This window comes from Steroidobacter sp., assembly GCF_016790065.1.
Classification (GTDB): domain Bacteria; phylum Pseudomonadota; class Gammaproteobacteria; order Steroidobacterales; family Steroidobacteraceae; genus Steroidobacter.
Genome location: NZ_JAEUPY010000613.1, coordinates 1 through 15,818, shown reverse-complemented (window position 1 = coordinate 15,818; position 15,818 = coordinate 1). Strand labels below are relative to the sequence as shown.

Sequence of the window (15,818 nt, the reverse complement as noted above, 5' to 3'; positions counted from 1 at the left end):
TAGAAGCTCGAATTACCACTCACATGCTTTTCCTTACGGGTCGGGTTAGGAGTATGGGTCTAATGATTACGAAATCTCCGGGCATAGTCCGCAAGCTCGCGGAAATGTCCTCGAGGGCCAGCGTCAAGGCACTCGTATTGTCTACTTTTGCCTTCGCTGCCGTCGCGGTCTCCGGGCCCGCTGCGGCCGAACGCATCGTTCGTTCGCTGCCACACAGTGAGAACTTCGATACCAACGCGTATGCGTCGGATGCAATCTGGTTGACTGGCGGAGCACGCCAGACATGGATGCCTTCGGCCGGTTGGCGCGGTGGCGCGGCTAAATTCTTCCCTCCGACCGTAGCCCAGAACTACTCGGGCCTGGGTCAATTCATTCTCAGCCTGTCTACGGTACCCGAACAGCTCAACGTGCGCTGGCTCATGTACCACGGCACCACCTGGCGTGAATACGCGCAGGGCGAGAAGCTCATCATCCTGAATCGTAACGGCAACCGCGGCCGTCCGATGATCATCTTGCGCGAGTCTTCCTCGGGCGGCCAGACGTGGGAAACCATGGGCGCCTGCGACGGCACGGTGTGCCGTTACGAGGGTGGCGATTATTGGCCGGACGGCACCGATCGCTTGAAGATCGGCAATCCGCCGGTGGCCCGCGAAGCGGAGTGGATTTCGGTGGAGTTCGAAGCCAACACCCGCACCGGCATGATCCGCTTGTACGTGGACACGCAGGACGGCGCGCTGAGCGGCCTATACATCGAGCGTCCCATGGATGACACCGGCACCGGCGGTACCTGGGCGTACATCGACGTGATCGGCGGCTTCTTCAACAACGCCTCGACCGCCGATGAGAACAACTACGTCATGTTCGACGAGTTGGTGATCGACTCCAAGAAGATCGGCCCGCCGGCCGGCTTCGGTTCCAGCACTCGTCCCCAGCCGCCGACCAACGTCAGCGTGCAGTAACTCCTCGTGGAAAGCGTGACCGGCCGGTCCGGTCACGCTCTCTCCCATTGCGCACATCAGATTCGAGAGGCTTCCATGAATAAACTCAGCTTGCTCAGTGTGGCCGCGTTGTCGCTGGCCGGCATGCTGCATACGGCTTCGGCCGCGACCGGGCTACCGTTCCGTAGCGATTTCGAGAACGGCAATTTCAGCGAATGGAATGGCGGTCTGGACGCCTCCATGACGGTCACCACCGAGAAGGCCTCGAGCGGCCGCTATTCGACCAAGGCCGTGATGACTCGCGGTACGGCGACCGACAACTACAAGGATTTGGTGTTCGGCGACCACACGCGCATCGGCGGCACGGCGGTGGCGGCCACCGGTTTGTGGATCCGCTTCGACAGCATGTTCGACACCGGCTTCCAGTTCGGTACCGGGCAAAGCTTACACAAGGTGTTCATCGTCAATTTCGAAGACGAGAACGGCCGGCGTCGTTACCAGATCCTGCTCAACGTCGAGAACTCCAACCGGCAGTATTTCGTCGAGCATTTGAAATGGAATGCGGATCGCAGCTTCGGCGGCAGCATCCAAGGCCTTGGCGGCCAGCACCTCGGCACACCGGCAGCGGTGCGTTTCGGGCAATGGGATCGCATCAAGCTGTTCATCAAGCCCAACACGCCGGGCCAGTCGAACGGCATCGTGCGCCTGTGGGTCAACAACGAGCTGAAGCTGGAAAAGACGGCGGTGGCCGTGCGTGAAGGCACCAGCTACAACCCGAACAAGGTGATCATGTCCAACTACGTGATGGACACCACGACCAGCGGCACGCAGCGTTGGGACAACTTCTACGTCGGCGAGACCGATCCGGATGCCGGCGCCGTGCGCCCGAATCCTCCGGTGCTCGACTCGGTGCAGTAACGAGTGATGGACTCGGGTCTATCCCGGCGCCGCCGTGCGGCGCTGGGGTAGACGAATCCGTCGAGCGAGTTTGATGGCGGGTCCCTCGATCAAGAGGTACATGATCCACGAGCCGAGCACGCTCACGCCAACGCCCACGAAGAACGCCAGATAAGCCGTCAGCGTCGTGTAGTGCGCCCCTAGCACCTCACGAACCACCACCGTCGCGCGCCAGCCGATCGCTACGTGCAGCAGGTACAGGCTGTACGAAATGCGGCCGAGGAACTGCACCGTCGGGCCGATCAGCAACGAATTCCACCAGCTGAAGCGCAGGCTCGCCAGGATGGCGATGCTGGTCGCCACCGTGAACAACGTCGACGTAGTTCGATACGCGTCGTAGCCGAAGATCACGCCACCGAATCCGCACAGCGCCAGCGCTGCAACCACTGGCACCCAGCTACACAGGTTGCGGTAGTACAGATACGTGATCACGCCCAGGCTGAACTGGAACCAGCGATCCACGAACAGCGCTTGATGCGGCGTCGGTAGCAGGCCCAGATAGATCGACAGCGACCAGCAGAAGCTCAATCCCAGGGCGACCGAGCCAAGCGTTCGGGTGGCGCTTTGACTCGCGCCGGCCTCGCGCAGCTTGGTGAGTAACACCAACGACAACACGAACACCAAGTAGAACTGAACCTCGTAACACAGCGTCCAGAACACCGGCAGGATGTGCTTTTCGCCCACGAACGATTGCACATAGAAGGCGTTCGCGACGATCTGCGGGAACGATGGCAAATCGCGCACGAACTGCGCGGCGACCATGCCGCTGAGCCACAGCAGGCAGACCTCCATCGCGATCACCGACCAGTAAGGCAGATCGAGTCGGACAAAGCGGCGACCGACGAAGCGGCCGAGATAGCCGAAGGAGTACGCGCCGGCCGAGACGCTGTGCGCGATTACGAAGCCGCTGAGCACGAAAAAGATCTGCACGCCGTAGCGGCCGAAGTCGGCGATATCGATGACGCCGGGGCCGAGGATGCCGGGATGTTTGTCCTCGGCTGCGTCGGCCAGGTGGCCGATCACCACCATGATGGAGGCGATGCCGCGCAGGCCGTCGATGTACTCGAAGCGACCGCTGGCAGCGGAAGCGACGCCGGAAACTGGGGTGGCGGCCGCGGCTTGCGCGACGCCGGCGTTGTCTGTCGCCGTTGCACTCATTTGGCGGTCCCCTTCAACAAATCCACGATGGGCGCGGCGGCGCTGGCCCAGGAGCTGCGCAAGGCCAGGTCGTGAGCGGCCAGGCACAGCGCACGATAGTCCTCAGCCGAGATGCGCACCCCGTCGAGAATGGCGCGTGACAGTTCTGCCGGCGTTTCCGCCAGCCAACCATGCCGCCCGGAAACGAATTCGATGCCGGCGACGGCTTCGCGAGTCGCGACGATGGGCAAGCCCACGGCCAACGATTCCAGGATTTTGTTCTTGATGCCAGCGCCCATGAACATGGGACACACCGACAGCACCGAGCTGCGCAAAAACGGTTCGATGGCAGGCACGTCGCCATCCAGATGCACGCCGGCCGTCTTGCTGGCCAACGCCTGCAAACCCTTGGTGGGATGACGACCGACGATGCGCAATTCCAGATCGGGCCGGTCACGCTGTACCGGCGGCCAGATGCTTTCCAGCAGACGCTGAGCGGCGTCCAGGTTGGGCGCAAAGTTCAACGTGCCGAAAAAGATCAGTTGGCGGGACGCATGTCGCTGCGGAATCTCGGCTTCGAGCTGGTCGCGCTCGAGCGAACGCACGCCATTGGGAACGCAGCTGACACTGAAGCCGGGCAGGGCGTTACGAACTTCGTCGCAATCGCGCTCGGTGATGGCCACGATCTTCAGTCCCTTGGGCACCAGTCGCTGTTTGATGCGACGGGTATAGAGAATGTCGAGCTTCAGCATCAAGCGAGCCGGCAAGCTTTTCGCAGTCAGCATTTGCGAACGCAAGGCGCGGATGCGGGAATCGCAGAAGTCACAAATGCGCAGCGGCGAGTTCGCGGCCGAGCCGTAGAAAACGATGCCGCTGATGTGGAACAGCAAGTCGGCGTCGTAGCTTTGCTTATCCTGGCGCAACAGCTCGAGCAGCGACGGATAAAAGTTGAAGCCGTTGACCTGCAGGTTGTCCGCTTGCGGGTTGAGCAGCGAGCGCAAGAATTGCAGCAGATTCTTTTTCGGTGCCGGCGCGCGCTGGCTGTCGCCGGTCACATAGATGTGTGCGCCCGGGAGTGCCTTCTGCAGCGCCTCAGCTTGGCCTGGAGCGAAGACGTGCAGCTCCGCGTGCGGCAGCAGTTCGACGAGCAGGTTGATGTAGCGGAGCGACCAGCCATTGCTGATGCCCGCGAACGGCTCGTTGAGAATCACACGAACGCGCATCAGGCGGCCGCCGGCTTCTTGGCAGCTTCGCTGCCCTCGTTCCAGAAGTCGCCATGGAGCAGAGCGTTGAGGCGCGGCCCCGGCTTACGCAGGCCGTCGATGCCGAAGTACATCAGCATGAAGGTCAGCAGATGCACGGCCGTCAGCGCGCCGATGGTCAGGAACAGCACCGCGAGATTGGGGAAGCGCACGTAATGATTCAGCAGCAGGGCGCCGATCAGGAACGGTGTGCTGACCAGCACGCAGCGTCCGACCACCTTCAGATAAAACTCACCGAAGCCCAGGCCCGATGCCTTGCAGGCATACCAGGGCAACAGCAGACCGGTCAGTAACAAGTGCGGAATGGTCGTGCCCAGCGCGACGCCGATCAGCCCCATCTTTTGCACCAGGATGATGCTCAGGCTCAAGTTGGCGACGGCCTCGGCGACGCGACAGCGCGCGACGATGTGCGGCTGACCCAAGCCATACAGCACAGCAGTCATCGCGTGATGCGCTGGCGACAACAACATGCCGACGCCCAGTGCCAACAGCACGGCGCCGCTGGCGTCAGCAAAGCGCTCGCCCATCCACAAGCCGATGAACTGTTCGCCGAAAATCATGTACGCCAACAGAATCGGCGCACCCAGCACTTGCACCAGCGTGGTACTCGACAGCAGCGTGCCGCGAATTCGATCCTGCTGGCGCAGCGCGTGATGATGGCTCGCCATGGGATTGAAGATCTGCACCGTCGACACGGCGAAGTTGCGGAAGTAGTCGATCAAGCTGCCAGCGATGGCGTAGTAAGTGACCGCGGTCACCGGCAGGAAGGTGGCAACGATGAGCGCGTCGGAGGCGAAGGTGATGCGTTGACCGATGTTGCTGATCAACACCTGCACGCTGTAGCCGAGCAGCTTCTTGGCCAGCGCCACGGTGCGCCGGAACGGCAAGCCGAGCAGATGCAGATTCATGCCGAACTTGCGCAGCTGGATGTGACACATGATCACCAGCGTCAGGCCACTCGCGATAGTCACACACAATTGCACCAGGGCCAGCGCGGCGATCTTGTAGCCGGCGCCCAGCGTGATGACCACGGCCGCAGCTCGAATCAACTGAAACGGGATGGTGACCGTGTTGGTCAGATCGAAGCGCTGGAAGCCGGCCAGGATGCCGGAGTACAGGTTGAACACGAAGCTCAGGCCGATGGTTGCGCCGCTCAACACGATGGCGATCTGCGCTTCACGCAGTTTGGCGGGATCGACGGTGATCCAATGCTCCAGGCCGAAGGCAGGAATCAAGCTGGCCAGCACGCACAGCAGGCCGATCACGGAGTACAGGCCCAGCGACACCGAGTAGACGCGATTGAGCTTGCGTTCGGCGTGCTTGGCGTTGGCCCGCGAAGCATTGCGGATGACGGCTTCGCGCACGCCGAAATCGAGCAGGTTCAAGTAGCCGGTGAATTGCATCAGCACGGCCCACAGGCCGTAGTACGCATCGCCGAGCTTGTTCACCACATAGGGTGACAGGAAGAACGAGATGACGATGCCTAAGAACAGGCCCGTCCAGTTCGACAGCAGGTTTCTGCCGGCGCGTGCCGGGGGCTTAGACATCCGAGCTCCGAGTGGCTTCGATCGCGGCCGCAATGACGTTGCGACGGGCGTCGGTATCGATGAGCTCGACGTTCAAGCCGGCACCCAGAAAAGTGAAAGCGATTTGCGCTTCGTCGAACGCCTCGCCGGGCTGCGGCGCGGTGATGATCTTGGCGCCTTTGCTTTCCAGATCGGCCACGCCGTCGGCCACCGTCTCGGTCTTGAACGCGAGATGATGCAAGCCGCCGCCGCTACGTTTGATGAAGTCCACCAGCGGCGAATCCAGGCCGGCCGGTTCGATCAGTTTGATGTCCAGCGAGCCTTCCTTCTGCATGAACTGCACGACCACTTGCTGGCGTGTGTTCAGCACCGGCTCGGTGCGTGCTCGGTAGCCGAGCGTGCGTTCCAACACGGCGCGTGCCGGCGCGATCTTACGAACGGCCAGGCAGACATGATCGAGTTGATAAGAGGGATTGCTCATGACGCCAGCCAGGCGCGGCTCTTTGCCAGCATCTCATCGCGCCATTGATGGAACGACAACACATGGTTGGCGCCGGGAATGACGTGTTGATCGATCTGTTGCTGATAAGTCGCCAGCTGTTGCTGATGGAAGGCCACGAACTTTTCTTCGTACTCGGACTGCAGCCGGTCCTTTTCGCTGAAAATCATCAGCGCCTTGCCGCCTCGCTGCAGGAACGCAAAGTACGCGGGCGGGAACAGCGGATTGGCATTGCCGCGCTGTTCGATAGCTGCGGCGCTGGTCGGCGCCACCGGAGCCGCTTTGGGCGGATCCTTGATGAAGATGCGTTTCATCGAGCGCCAGATCACGCCGTATTCGCTTTGGAAGGTCAGCAGGCGCAGCCACGACTTCGGCTGCAGCAGGCGGCGGTAATAGCCTGCGCGACGCGAATCGAGCTGGCCGCGAGTCAGGTACTTCGCTGGCGTCGCCGCGTTGCTGGCGAGGGTGACCGTCATGCCCAACGACAACAAACTTTCGACGCTCTTGTCGCGCTCGGCAGCCAGCAGCGCGGTGATCGCGCCTCCGCACAAGCCGCCCAACATGAAACGTTTGCTGCCGTGGGTCTCCCGCAGCCAGCGCATCGCGCTCAGCGTGTCGCCCACGTAGCGGCCCACTTCGATGTGGTTATAAACATCCGCCAGCATGGTTTCGTTGAGTTCGCCTTCGGAGTCGCCGAGACCGTGGAAATCGAAACGCAACACCGTGTAGCCGAGCGTGTTCATCAGCTCGGTCAATGGCACATACAAACGACCCGGCCCCACGCGCATCTTCACGCCGGGCGACAACAGCACCACAGCGGGCAACGCCGGATTCGGCGTGCTCGGCAAATGCAGCGTACCGAACAGACGCTGACCGGCCTCATTGTTGAACGTGATGGCCTGGATCTCAGACATGAGCTTGCTCCAGCCATTGCAAAGTGGCTTGTTGCAACTGAGTGGCGCGGCCGTAGAACGGCTTGATCTCACGCCAGAACGGTTGTTCGGCCACACGCGCGACGCTGCCCGATCGGTATGCAGCCGACAGCGCCGTCAGTTCGTCACGAGGCTTGGGGTCCGCACCCGGCGCGATTTGCAGCACCAGCGTCGGGCCCGAATGGGACTTCGGTTCGGTGTTGAGCAGGTCGGGGCGGGCGCAGGACTCGAACAGGTCGCGGGCGATTTCGTAACCGTCGACGTTGACCTTGCCGCCGGCGCGAATCTGCTCCTGCAGCAGGTCACGGTTCTCCAGCACCTTGCCGTACACGGCCAGCTGAGTCCCCAAGTTGATTCGCAGCAGTTCCTGGAAGTAGTTGGCGCCGTCCAGCACCGGTTCCCACAACACCAGCGGTGCCGCTTGCAGCTGCGGATACTTGGCCGCCGACTGCTCGGCGAACAACGCAGCCAGAGTGGCGCCGAAGCGCAGGCCGAGCAGGCCGACTCGCTGCACCTGCGGGTGCTGCTTGATCAGATGCTCGAACGCCGCCGTGAGGTCGGCCAGATGCGTCTGGAGGCTAGTGTCCGGGGTACTACCGGTGCTGTCGCCGGCACCCATGTAGTCGAACCGCATGACCACGTGACCGCGGGCTGCGAGTTCGCGCGCCAGGCTCACCATGACCCGGTGGCTCCAGAGCTTTTCCTCGGCGAACGGATGGCTGAACAGGAAGGCCAGCGGCTGTGCCGCCACTTCCGGTGCGGGGCTGTGGACGAGGCCGTACAACTGGGCCGCGTCGCGCCTGAAAAAGAACGGGGTTTCGGTCACGCCATTCCTCGAAAACTCGAAACTGGGCTCATAAAAAGGCGCACACGGCGAGTGTGGAACAGCCGCGAATGATAGCGGGTCCGGCCGGGGATCGTGTGATCCAATGCTCTGTTTACAGGCGCCGGCGGCATTGCCGAGGGGCTCGAAGGCGCGGCTGTCGAGAATTCTTTCACTGCGGCGAAAGACAGTGCCACAGCGTGGCCGGCGTCGCCCCGGATCGCTAAATCCAGCTCGCGATCTTGTCGCGCAGCCGGCGGCCGTGTTCCAGCCAGCGTTGCTCGAAACGCGGATGCTCGGTGAGCACGCTGTCGTTGAGCTGCGTGAGTTGGCTGCGTGAGCGTTGCAAACATTCGGCGATGCTGGCCGCATCGTGTTCGGTGGGAAAGAGCGCAACTTTACCGAACAGATCCACGGTTGCTGGATTGCCCGTGAGTACCATTGGCCGCCACAGCGCCAACGATTCATAGGCGCCGCACACCAGGCAATTGGGCTTGAGCGTGAGGTCGAGCACGATGTGACTGTCGCGCATCAGCTCCCAATAGGCTTCTTCGGAAAGAAAGCCGGTCTGGCGCACGTTGGCTGGCAAGCGAGCGCGCTGTTCGGCCGGCAGTTTGGTTTCGCGGCCGGTGATGCTCAGCTGATACTGATCGCCGAGCGAGCGTGCCGCTTCGATGATCTCGGCGATGGGCTCATCGGCGGCATACGTCGCCACCACCATCACGCGCAGCGGCCCGTCGAGCGGCAGCGGCTCGGTGGGCGCGAAGGGTGGGGTGGGCAAACGATCCGGCAACACATGCGGAGTGCCGCCGATATCGCGCACCTGATCCGCCAACGCGGTGTTGGTAACGATGGTGACATCGGCCGCGCGCAGCGTATGTCGCGACAACGAAGTCACCGGCCAGTAGTCATGGGTGAACGGTTCGACCGCTTCGTTGTGTGCGTCCATGATGACTTTGTAACGGCCGAAGAACGGCCGGGCCGTCAACACCAGCAGCGACAACATCAACGACGGGTTCTGCACGTACAGCACCTTCGGCCGGTGCTGCGACAACAAGCGCAAGGTCTGACGGGCCAGCTTGGCGTAGCGTTTCAGCCGAGGCGCGCTATGGGTTATTTCATGCAGCGGCAAGCCGAGCCAAGCACACAGCTCGCGAGTGCGTCGATGCTGTTCCCAACTGATCGCCAGAGTCTTGGGTAACACTTGTTCTCGATGCACCGTCACGCCGCTCTCTCCGCCGCAGCCACGGTCGACACGCCATGGATCAGCTGGGCGTACAAGTGTTCGTAGTTGTGGACCATCTGTTGCACGGTGAACAGCTCACCGAATCGTTGTTGAGCCGCGGCACCCAGTCTGTGGCGCAAGTCGACATCGTCCAGCAGGCGCGCCAGCCCGTCGGCCAGCGCTTGCGGCGCGCGAGGCGGCACCACCAGGCCACTTTGTTCGTTGATCACCACGCGGGCGTTTTCTCCGACTGAGGTGATCACCATGGGCTTGGCACCGGCCATGGCTTCGAGCACCACTACCGACATGGCTTCCCAGTGCGAGGACTGCACGAAAATGTCGCAAGCCGGCAGGGCTCGGCGCGAGGCGGCACTGACCCAGCCGAGGAACCGCACCTGATCTTGTAAGCCCAGACTATGGGCCTGCGCTTCCAATTCGCGGCGCAGTTTACCTTCGCCGGCCACGATCATCAGAAAGCGCTTGCCCTGTTGCCGCAACAACGCCGCCGCCTGCAACAGATCCGGCAGACCCTTTTGCGGAATCAACGTGCTGATGCTGCCGATGACGGGCGTGCCGTCGCGGGGCAGTTGCGCAAGCACTTCCGGCGCCAGATCCGAAGTGGGGGCGTCGGTACCGTTCCAGATGACCTGCATGCGCTCGGCCGGGATGTTGTGCAGCTTGCGAATGGTGGCGGCCTGTTCGTGGCCGACCGCGATCAAGGCATCCGGCACGCGCCACAGCAATCGCTCTATACGCGCGTAACGTGGCGAGATATGTGGGTAATTGCCGAAGTGAAAGGTATGCACGTGACGCAGGCCGGGCACGCTGAGACGACACAGCGCCGCGTCCATCAAGCCGTGGATGTCATGGCTGTGGAGCAGCTGAATACCGCGCTGTTTGACCAGCTTGCGTAGCTTCAAGGCCGTGAAATAGTCCCGCTTGCCGCGAAAGCCGGGGATCGGCACCAGGTCCACGCCGGCCTCCAGCATCTGCTTGCCGACGATGCCGTTTTCCTTGAGGAAGCAGGCCGTGACGTCGAACTGCCGCCGGTCCATGTGCTTGGTCAGGTTGGCGGCCACCTGTTCGGCGCCACCGATGTGCAGCGTCGAATTGACCATCAGCACCCGCAGTCGCTCGGCCGCTGCAGGGGCAGGCGACTTGGGATCAGCGGAACTGTAGGGCATTGGGGCAACTGGGAAAAACCGACAGGCTGCGAATCATAACGGGTCGGGGCCCGCGCCGTGTGATCCAGTGCTCCATTCCAGGGGCCGAACGCTGGCAGACTGAACCGGTCCGGCCGGGTGTAGTCCAACTGCGACGGTGGGGTCCTTGTGACAGCATAAAGGGCGCGGGGGTTGTGGATGGCGGGTAGGTTCGGCGCGCTGCTGAGCGCTACAGAAACGCGCGTGGTTTTATCCCTAATCGGGTTGATCGCGCTGTTGGACTTAGGTCTCAGACTGGCCGAGCCGCGCCTGTCCCGGAACCTGGCGCACATCGCCGCCATCCCCCAAATCATGGCCGGCGGCAGCCAGCCCGACGCTCACTCGATGCTGCTGTTGGGCAATTCCCTGATCAACAACGGCGTAGCCGCGCCACTGATTGCCGATGCCTTGCCCGGCGTGTCGGTGGCCAAAGTCACACCCGATGCGACCACCCTGTGGGACTGGCAGTGCCTGCTGGATCACCAACTGATCGCGCGCGATGGCGTGCATTTCGAAACCGTCGTCATCGGCTTTGCCTGGAACGTGCTCAGTGATCAGATGCGCTCGGATGCTTCGCGCCTGGGTGGCTCGTATTGCAAGTGGAGCGATCTGAAACGTGCCAATACGGTCGGCCTGCAGGGTAGCGGCGATATCGGCGAGTTCCTGGCGGCTAGCGTGTTGCGCACCTATGCGTTGCGCGACACCTTGCGCAATCGCTTTTTTCAGCTTGGGGTACCGAGCTACGCGCAGTTCACGCGAGCCGACAATACGGCCGCCACTGTGTCGACCGAGCGTTCAGAAGAGCCGTCGTATTCGTATCGCACCTTATCCGGGTTGGTCGAGCGACTAACGGACTACGGCACGCGCGTCATCCTGGTCGCGATGCCAGTGCAGTCGCGCTACGACATCGACTCGCAATTGTTGTCGCTCATCGACACGAGCTCGCTGACCCTCATCGACCTGCGCAACGTCGCTGGCTTGGATGCCTCGCACTACCTCGATGAGATGCATCTCAACGACGTGGGGCAGCAGATGGTCAGCGAAGCGCTGGCCGAGCAATTGCACGCCGGGCTGGCGACGCCGACATGATTTTCAACAGCTTCATCTTCTGGGCGTTCTTCGCCCTGGTGCTGTTGCTGTATTGGCGCTTGCCGCCGGCGGGACAGAATCGTCTGTTGCTGCTGGCGAGCTACGTTTTCTACGGTTATTGGGACTGGCGCTATCTCGGCCTGATCGCAACCTCGACGCTGCTCGACTATTGCATCGGCCGCTCTCTGCTCGGTCTGCAGGAGGCGCGTCAACGCAAGATGTTGGTCACGCTGTCCATCGTGATCAATCTGTCCATCCTCGGCTTCTTCAAGTACTACGGCTTTTTCGTCACCGAGTTCGCCGAGCTGTTGCGTGCCATCGGTTTTGAAGCGCATCTGCCGATCTTGCAGATCGTGTTGCCGGTGGGCATTTCGTTCTACACGTTCCAGAGCATGGCCTACGTCATCGATCTGTATCGCGGCGTGACCAAGCCGGCGCGCAGCCTGATCGACTACGCGCTGTTCGTCAGCTACTTCCCGCAGCTGCTGGCCGGCCCGATCGAACGCTCCAGCAAGTTGTTGCCGCAGATCCAAGGCGAGCGCCGCTACCGGCCCGGCGATTTCGCCGAGGGCCTGTATCACATCCTGATCGGCCTGTTCAAAAAGGTCATCGTCGCCGACAACCTCGCGCCCATCGCCAATCGCGTCTTCGAGACGCCGGCCGCCGACCTGAGCGGCACCGAGATGCTGATCGGCGTGTATGCGTTCGCGTTCCAGATCTACGGCGATTTCTCCGGCTATTCCTCGATGGCGCAAGGCGTGTCGAAATGGCTGGGCATCGATCTGTCCTATAACTTCCGCATGCCGTATTTCTCGCGCAGCCCGAGCGAGTTCTGGCAGCGCTGGCACATCAGTCTTTCGCAGTGGTTACGCGACTACCTGTACATCCCGCTCGGCGGCAATCGGCATGGCCCGACGCGCACGCAGGTCAACCTGCTGCTCACCATGTTGCTGGGTGGGCTCTGGCATGGCGCCAACTGGACCTTCATCGCCTGGGGCGCTTGGCATGGCTTGCTGCTGATCGCGTATCGCGTGGCCGGCACCGAGCGGTTCGAGCGGCCGGCGCCGAGCACGGCGGTCGCAGTGATTGAAGCGCTGGCCATGTTCCACTTCGTGTGCGTGGGCTGGATATTTTTCCGGGCTGCGTCGGTGGAGCAGGCCTTCGGCATGTTCGGCGCGCTGGGCAATGGCTTCGCCATCACCGATTTCGCTGTGTACGCCAGCTCGCTGCTGGCGTTCTTCGTGACGCCGCTGTTGGTGTACGAATGGTATGTGTATCGACAGCGCGATATGGTGCTGGCGTTGTCGCAGCCGGCCTGGCAACGAGTGCTGCTGTATGGCTACTTCGTGGCCATGGTGGCCATCTTTCCGCCGTTGGCGCAGCAGGTGTTCATCTACTTTCAATTTTGAGACCCGCCAATGTCGAGGCCGGCGAATCTTGAGACTGAGCAATTTTGCGACGGGGTCGTGGAATCCCATGAGCAAGCCGTGAGCATCGCGCAGTACAATGCAGACGGCCGGGCCGCAAGCGCCGGCTGCTACGAAGGCACAGCTGCTGCGATTCGATGAACCTGCTGCACGACTTATTCGACGCTTCGGCCGCGCGCTTCCCGAACAACGAAGCGTTGCGCAGCCGTGGCAACACCATCACCTACGCAGAATTGCAGCGTCGCTCGCATGCGCTCGCCGCGTCCTTGCGTTCGCATGGCGTGGGCCGGGGCGATCGTGTGGCGGTGTACTTGCAGAATCGCGGCATCGTGGTCGAATCGGCGCTGGCCTGCAGCCGGCTCGGTGCCATCTTCGTTCCCGCCAATCCGCTGCTCAAAGCCCGTCAGCTCGAGTACTTGCTCAACGATGCCGGCGCGTGTGCGCTGATTGCATCGCAGACCGCGGCGGTGGTGGTGGAAGACTCGATTCCGCGCTGTCCGAGTATCACCACGGTTGTGTGGTGTGACACCGCTCAAGCGCCGCTCGCCGCTGAGGTGCTGCGCTATGAAGGGCTGGTCGCGGGCGAGGCACGCGTGCTCGGCACACCGGCCATCGAAGACGATCCGGCCGCGTTGTTGTACACCTCGGGCAGCACCGGGCGACCCAAGGGCGTGGTGGTTTCTCATCGCAATCTGGTGGCCGGCGCGCTCACCGTGTCCAGCTATCTGAAGAATCAATCGACCGACCGCATCCTGGTCGCGTTGCCGCTGAGCTTCGACTATGGCTTGAGCCAAGTGACGACTGCCTTTGCCGTCGGTGCCTGCGCGGTGCTCACCAACTTCTCCTTGCCGGCAGCGCTGCTGCAGGACCTGGTTGCCGAACGCATCACTGCGTTGGCCGGCGTGCCGACCATGTGGATGCATCTGGCCACCGCCGAGTGGCCGGCAGCGGTCGTGCAATCGCTGCGCTATATCACCAACTCCGGCGGCGCGTTGCCGGTAAGCGTGATCAAGAATCTGCAGGCTCGGTTACCGAACACGCTGATCTACTGCATGTACGGACTGACTGAAGCATTCCGCTCGACGTATCTCGATCCCGCATCGTTGGAGCAGCGCCTCGGCTCCATGGGCAAGGCCATCCCGGGCCAAGAAGTGTTGGTGATCGATGCCGATGGCAACGAATGCAAACCGGGCGAAGAGGGCGAGCTGGTGCATCGAGGCTCGCTGGTCACGTTGGGTTATTGGAACGACGTGCAACTCACGCAGCAACGTTTCAAACCCTTGCCGAAGCGTTTGTCGCAGCTCAAGCGCGAAGAAATCGCGGTGTGGTCGGGCGATCTGGTCAAGACCGACGCCGACGGCTTTTTATATTTCGTCGGCCGGCGCGACAACCTGATCAAGAGCTCGGGCTATCGGATCAGTCCGGTGGAGATCGAAGAAACCATCGCCGAATTGCCGATGGTGGTGGAGTCCGCTGCGGTGGGGTTGCCGGATGAAGCGTTGGGGCAACGAATCGTGGTAGCGGCGGTGGTCGCGCCGCAAGCTCCCGACGACGTTGCCGAGCGCATCCGTCAGCACTGCCGGATGCAATTGCCTGCCTATATGGTCCCGGCCGAAGTGCATCTGATGTCACAGCTGCCCAGGAATGCCAACGGGAAGTGCGATCGAGGCGCGTTGGCCGCTACACTGGCGGCATGATCGCTCGACTGTATCAAGCACTGCGTCGTCGTTTGCGCGCTGGCAAAGCATTGGCTGCCGCGCGCGAATCCTCTTTAGCTCGTATCAAGCAAGGCGGCATCAAGCGCGTGCTGGTGATTTGCTACGGCAATATCTATCGCTCGCCATTCGCTGGCGCCGCTCTGCGGCAGCTGCTGCCGGCCGATATCGAAGTGCGTTCTTCAGGCTTCCACAAGGTCGCGGGGCGTTCGTCGCCAGAGCGGCATATCGCCATGAGTCGCGCCAGAAACATCGATCTGTCGGCGCATCGCTCGTCGAGAGTCAGCATTGACGATGTGCGGTGGGCCGACATCGTGGTGCTGATGGATCGGCACAATTGGAATGCGCTCGACAATCTCGGCGCCGATCACAACAAGCTGGTGTGGTTGGGGGCGTTCGGCCCAGGTGATCTGGAAATCGCCGATCCTTACGAACTGGATGACGCCCATGCGCAGCGGGTGCTCGATCAACTCGAGCAGACGAGCCGCGAATTGGCGACTCGCCTGCAGTCGCAAACTTAGAGCTGCGACACCACGTACTTGTTGATGGCTTCGTAGCCCGCCGGGCTGACGTGGCTGTTGTCCGAACGCGTGTATTCGACTTTGCGCGTGCCGTTGCCTGAGTCGAGCGCGGCTTCCAGGTCGATCAATTTGATCTTCTGCTCGCGCGCATAGTCACGCAGCCACACGTTCAGCGCTTTGATCTCGTTGTTCTTCTGCGTGCGGTAATCCGTCTTGCCGCGCAGATTGCCGATGAAACTCATGATCTGGTTTTTCCAGGTATCCGCAATCGGAATGGTGATTTCGGTGACCAGGATGGGCTCGATGCCGGCGGCACGCGCTTGTTCGACCATGGTCCGATAGTTGTCTTGAGCCCGTTTCTTGGCCGCGGCCATGGTCTCGGGTTTGGCGCGCACCACGTCGTTGTAATGACCCCAGATCATGGTGGTGTCCGGCTTGAGCGCGATCACATCGCGTTCGAAACGAGCGCGCACGTCCGAGCTTTCCTGGCCGTCGATGCCCTTGTTGGTCACGGTGTAGCCCGGCAACTTGGGGTTCTCCCATTCGGCGGCGTAGGACGCGCCGA

The 15,818-nt window shown here is 62.0% G+C and carries 15 protein-coding genes; 6 read left to right on the top strand and 9 right to left on the bottom strand.

Annotation, left to right across the window (positions count from 1 at the left end):
* Nucleotides 1-137: 137 nt before the first annotated feature.
* Nucleotides 138-959, top strand: a complete 822-nt coding sequence (locus JNL55_RS25245) for a hypothetical protein (RefSeq protein WP_293860844.1) — start codon at nucleotides 138-140, stop codon at nucleotides 957-959.
* A 75-nt stretch (nucleotides 960-1,034) separates the two neighbouring features.
* Nucleotides 1,035-1,856: a heparin lyase I family protein gene (locus JNL55_RS25240; RefSeq protein ID WP_293860841.1), complete on the top strand. Its 822-nt coding sequence runs from the start codon at nucleotides 1,035-1,037 to the stop codon at nucleotides 1,854-1,856.
* 18 nt (nucleotides 1,857-1,874) lie between these two features.
* On the opposite strand, the gene JNL55_RS25235 is transcribed toward JNL55_RS25240, so the two are convergent.
* From JNL55_RS25235 to JNL55_RS25200, 8 genes are all read right to left on the bottom strand, one after another.
* Nucleotides 1,875-3,053, bottom strand: a complete 1,179-nt coding sequence (locus JNL55_RS25235; protein WP_293860839.1) for an acyltransferase family protein — start codon at nucleotides 3,051-3,053, stop codon at nucleotides 1,875-1,877.
* Complete coding sequence (locus JNL55_RS25230; RefSeq protein WP_293860838.1) at nucleotides 3,050-4,255, bottom strand: glycosyltransferase; 1,206 nt, start codon at nucleotides 4,253-4,255, stop codon at nucleotides 3,050-3,052. Before JNL55_RS25230 ends, JNL55_RS25235 begins: the two co-directional genes overlap by 4 nt.
* Nucleotides 4,255-5,841 (bottom strand): oligosaccharide flippase family protein, encoded by a 1,587-nt coding sequence (locus tag JNL55_RS25225; protein ID WP_293860835.1) that lies wholly within the window; start codon nucleotides 5,839-5,841, stop codon nucleotides 4,255-4,257. Before JNL55_RS25225 ends, JNL55_RS25230 begins: the two co-directional genes overlap by 1 nt.
* Complete coding sequence (locus JNL55_RS25220; protein ID WP_293860832.1) at nucleotides 5,834-6,301, bottom strand: VOC family protein; 468 nt, start codon at nucleotides 6,299-6,301, stop codon at nucleotides 5,834-5,836. Before JNL55_RS25220 ends, JNL55_RS25225 begins: the two co-directional genes overlap by 8 nt.
* Nucleotides 6,298-7,233 (bottom strand): alpha/beta fold hydrolase, encoded by a 936-nt coding sequence (locus JNL55_RS25215; protein ID WP_293860829.1) that lies wholly within the window; start codon nucleotides 7,231-7,233, stop codon nucleotides 6,298-6,300. Before JNL55_RS25215 ends, JNL55_RS25220 begins: the two co-directional genes overlap by 4 nt.
* Nucleotides 7,226-8,077 carry a serine aminopeptidase domain-containing protein gene (locus JNL55_RS25210; RefSeq protein WP_293860826.1) on the bottom strand — a complete coding sequence of 284 codons (852 nt, stop codon included), beginning with the start codon at nucleotides 8,075-8,077 and terminating at the stop codon, nucleotides 7,226-7,228. Before JNL55_RS25210 ends, JNL55_RS25215 begins: the two co-directional genes overlap by 8 nt.
* A 220-nt stretch (nucleotides 8,078-8,297) precedes the next feature.
* Nucleotides 8,298-9,299 carry a glycosyltransferase gene (locus JNL55_RS25205; protein WP_293860823.1) on the bottom strand — a complete coding sequence of 334 codons (1,002 nt, stop codon included), beginning with the start codon at nucleotides 9,297-9,299 and terminating at the stop codon, nucleotides 8,298-8,300.
* A complete protein-coding gene (locus JNL55_RS25200; RefSeq protein ID WP_293860820.1) occupies nucleotides 9,296-10,483 on the bottom strand; it encodes a glycosyltransferase family 4 protein in 1,188 nt (395 codons plus the stop codon). The genes JNL55_RS25205 and JNL55_RS25200 overlap by 4 nt, the downstream gene beginning before the upstream one ends.
* 222 nt (nucleotides 10,484-10,705) lie before the next feature.
* Between JNL55_RS25200 and JNL55_RS25195 the strand changes: the two genes are divergently transcribed.
* The 4 genes from JNL55_RS25195 (at nucleotide 10,706) to JNL55_RS25180 (ending at nucleotide 15,253) form a co-directional block, all read left to right on the top strand.
* On the top strand, nucleotides 10,706-11,590 hold the full coding sequence (locus JNL55_RS25195; RefSeq protein ID WP_293860817.1) for a hypothetical protein: 885 nt from the start codon (nucleotides 10,706-10,708) through the stop codon (nucleotides 11,588-11,590).
* On the top strand, nucleotides 11,587-12,999 hold the full coding sequence (locus tag JNL55_RS25190) for an MBOAT family O-acyltransferase (RefSeq protein ID WP_293860813.1): 1,413 nt from the start codon (nucleotides 11,587-11,589) through the stop codon (nucleotides 12,997-12,999). Before JNL55_RS25195 ends, JNL55_RS25190 begins: the two co-directional genes overlap by 4 nt.
* Nucleotides 13,000-13,154: 155 nt before the next feature.
* Nucleotides 13,155-14,714 (top strand): acyl-CoA ligase (AMP-forming), exosortase A system-associated, encoded by a 1,560-nt coding sequence (locus tag JNL55_RS25185; RefSeq protein ID WP_293860810.1) that lies wholly within the window; start codon nucleotides 13,155-13,157, stop codon nucleotides 14,712-14,714.
* On the top strand, nucleotides 14,711-15,253 hold the full coding sequence (locus JNL55_RS25180) for a hypothetical protein (RefSeq protein ID WP_293860807.1): 543 nt from the start codon (nucleotides 14,711-14,713) through the stop codon (nucleotides 15,251-15,253). Before JNL55_RS25185 ends, JNL55_RS25180 begins: the two co-directional genes overlap by 4 nt.
* Here the strand turns inward: JNL55_RS25180 and JNL55_RS25175 are convergent.
* The coding region (locus JNL55_RS25175; RefSeq protein WP_293860804.1) for a GDSL-type esterase/lipase family protein at nucleotides 15,250-15,818 on the bottom strand (569 nt) is incomplete at its 5' end. The two genes, JNL55_RS25180 and JNL55_RS25175, sit on opposite strands and share 4 nt — an antisense overlap.

Bases quoted from the DNA above. Each gene is read 5' to 3' on its own strand.
- JNL55_RS25215 (WP_293860829.1), bottom strand. From the start codon at position 7,233: ATGTCTGAGATCCAGGCCATCACGTTCAACAATGAGGCCGGTCAGCGT.
- JNL55_RS25180 (WP_293860807.1), top strand. From the start codon at position 14,711: ATGATCGCTCGACTGTATCAAGCACTGCGTCGTCGTTTGCGCGCTGGC.
- JNL55_RS25200 (WP_293860820.1), bottom strand. From the start codon at position 10,483: ATGCCCTACAGTTCCGCTGATCCCAAGTCGCCTGCCCCTGCAGCGGCC.
- JNL55_RS25230 (WP_293860838.1), bottom strand. From the start codon at position 4,255: ATGCGCGTTCGTGTGATTCTCAACGAGCCGTTCGCGGGCATCAGCAAT.
- JNL55_RS25225 (WP_293860835.1), bottom strand. From the start codon at position 5,841: ATGTCTAAGCCCCCGGCACGCGCCGGCAGAAACCTGCTGTCGAACTGG.
- JNL55_RS25220 (WP_293860832.1), bottom strand. From the start codon at position 6,301: ATGAGCAATCCCTCTTATCAACTCGATCATGTCTGCCTGGCCGTTCGT.
- JNL55_RS25240 (WP_293860841.1), top strand. From the start codon at position 1,035: ATGAATAAACTCAGCTTGCTCAGTGTGGCCGCGTTGTCGCTGGCCGGC.
- JNL55_RS25190 (WP_293860813.1), top strand. From the start codon at position 11,587: ATGATTTTCAACAGCTTCATCTTCTGGGCGTTCTTCGCCCTGGTGCTG.
- JNL55_RS25185 (WP_293860810.1), top strand. From the start codon at position 13,155: ATGAACCTGCTGCACGACTTATTCGACGCTTCGGCCGCGCGCTTCCCG.
- JNL55_RS25235 (WP_293860839.1), bottom strand. From the start codon at position 3,053: ATGAGTGCAACGGCGACAGACAACGCCGGCGTCGCGCAAGCCGCGGCC.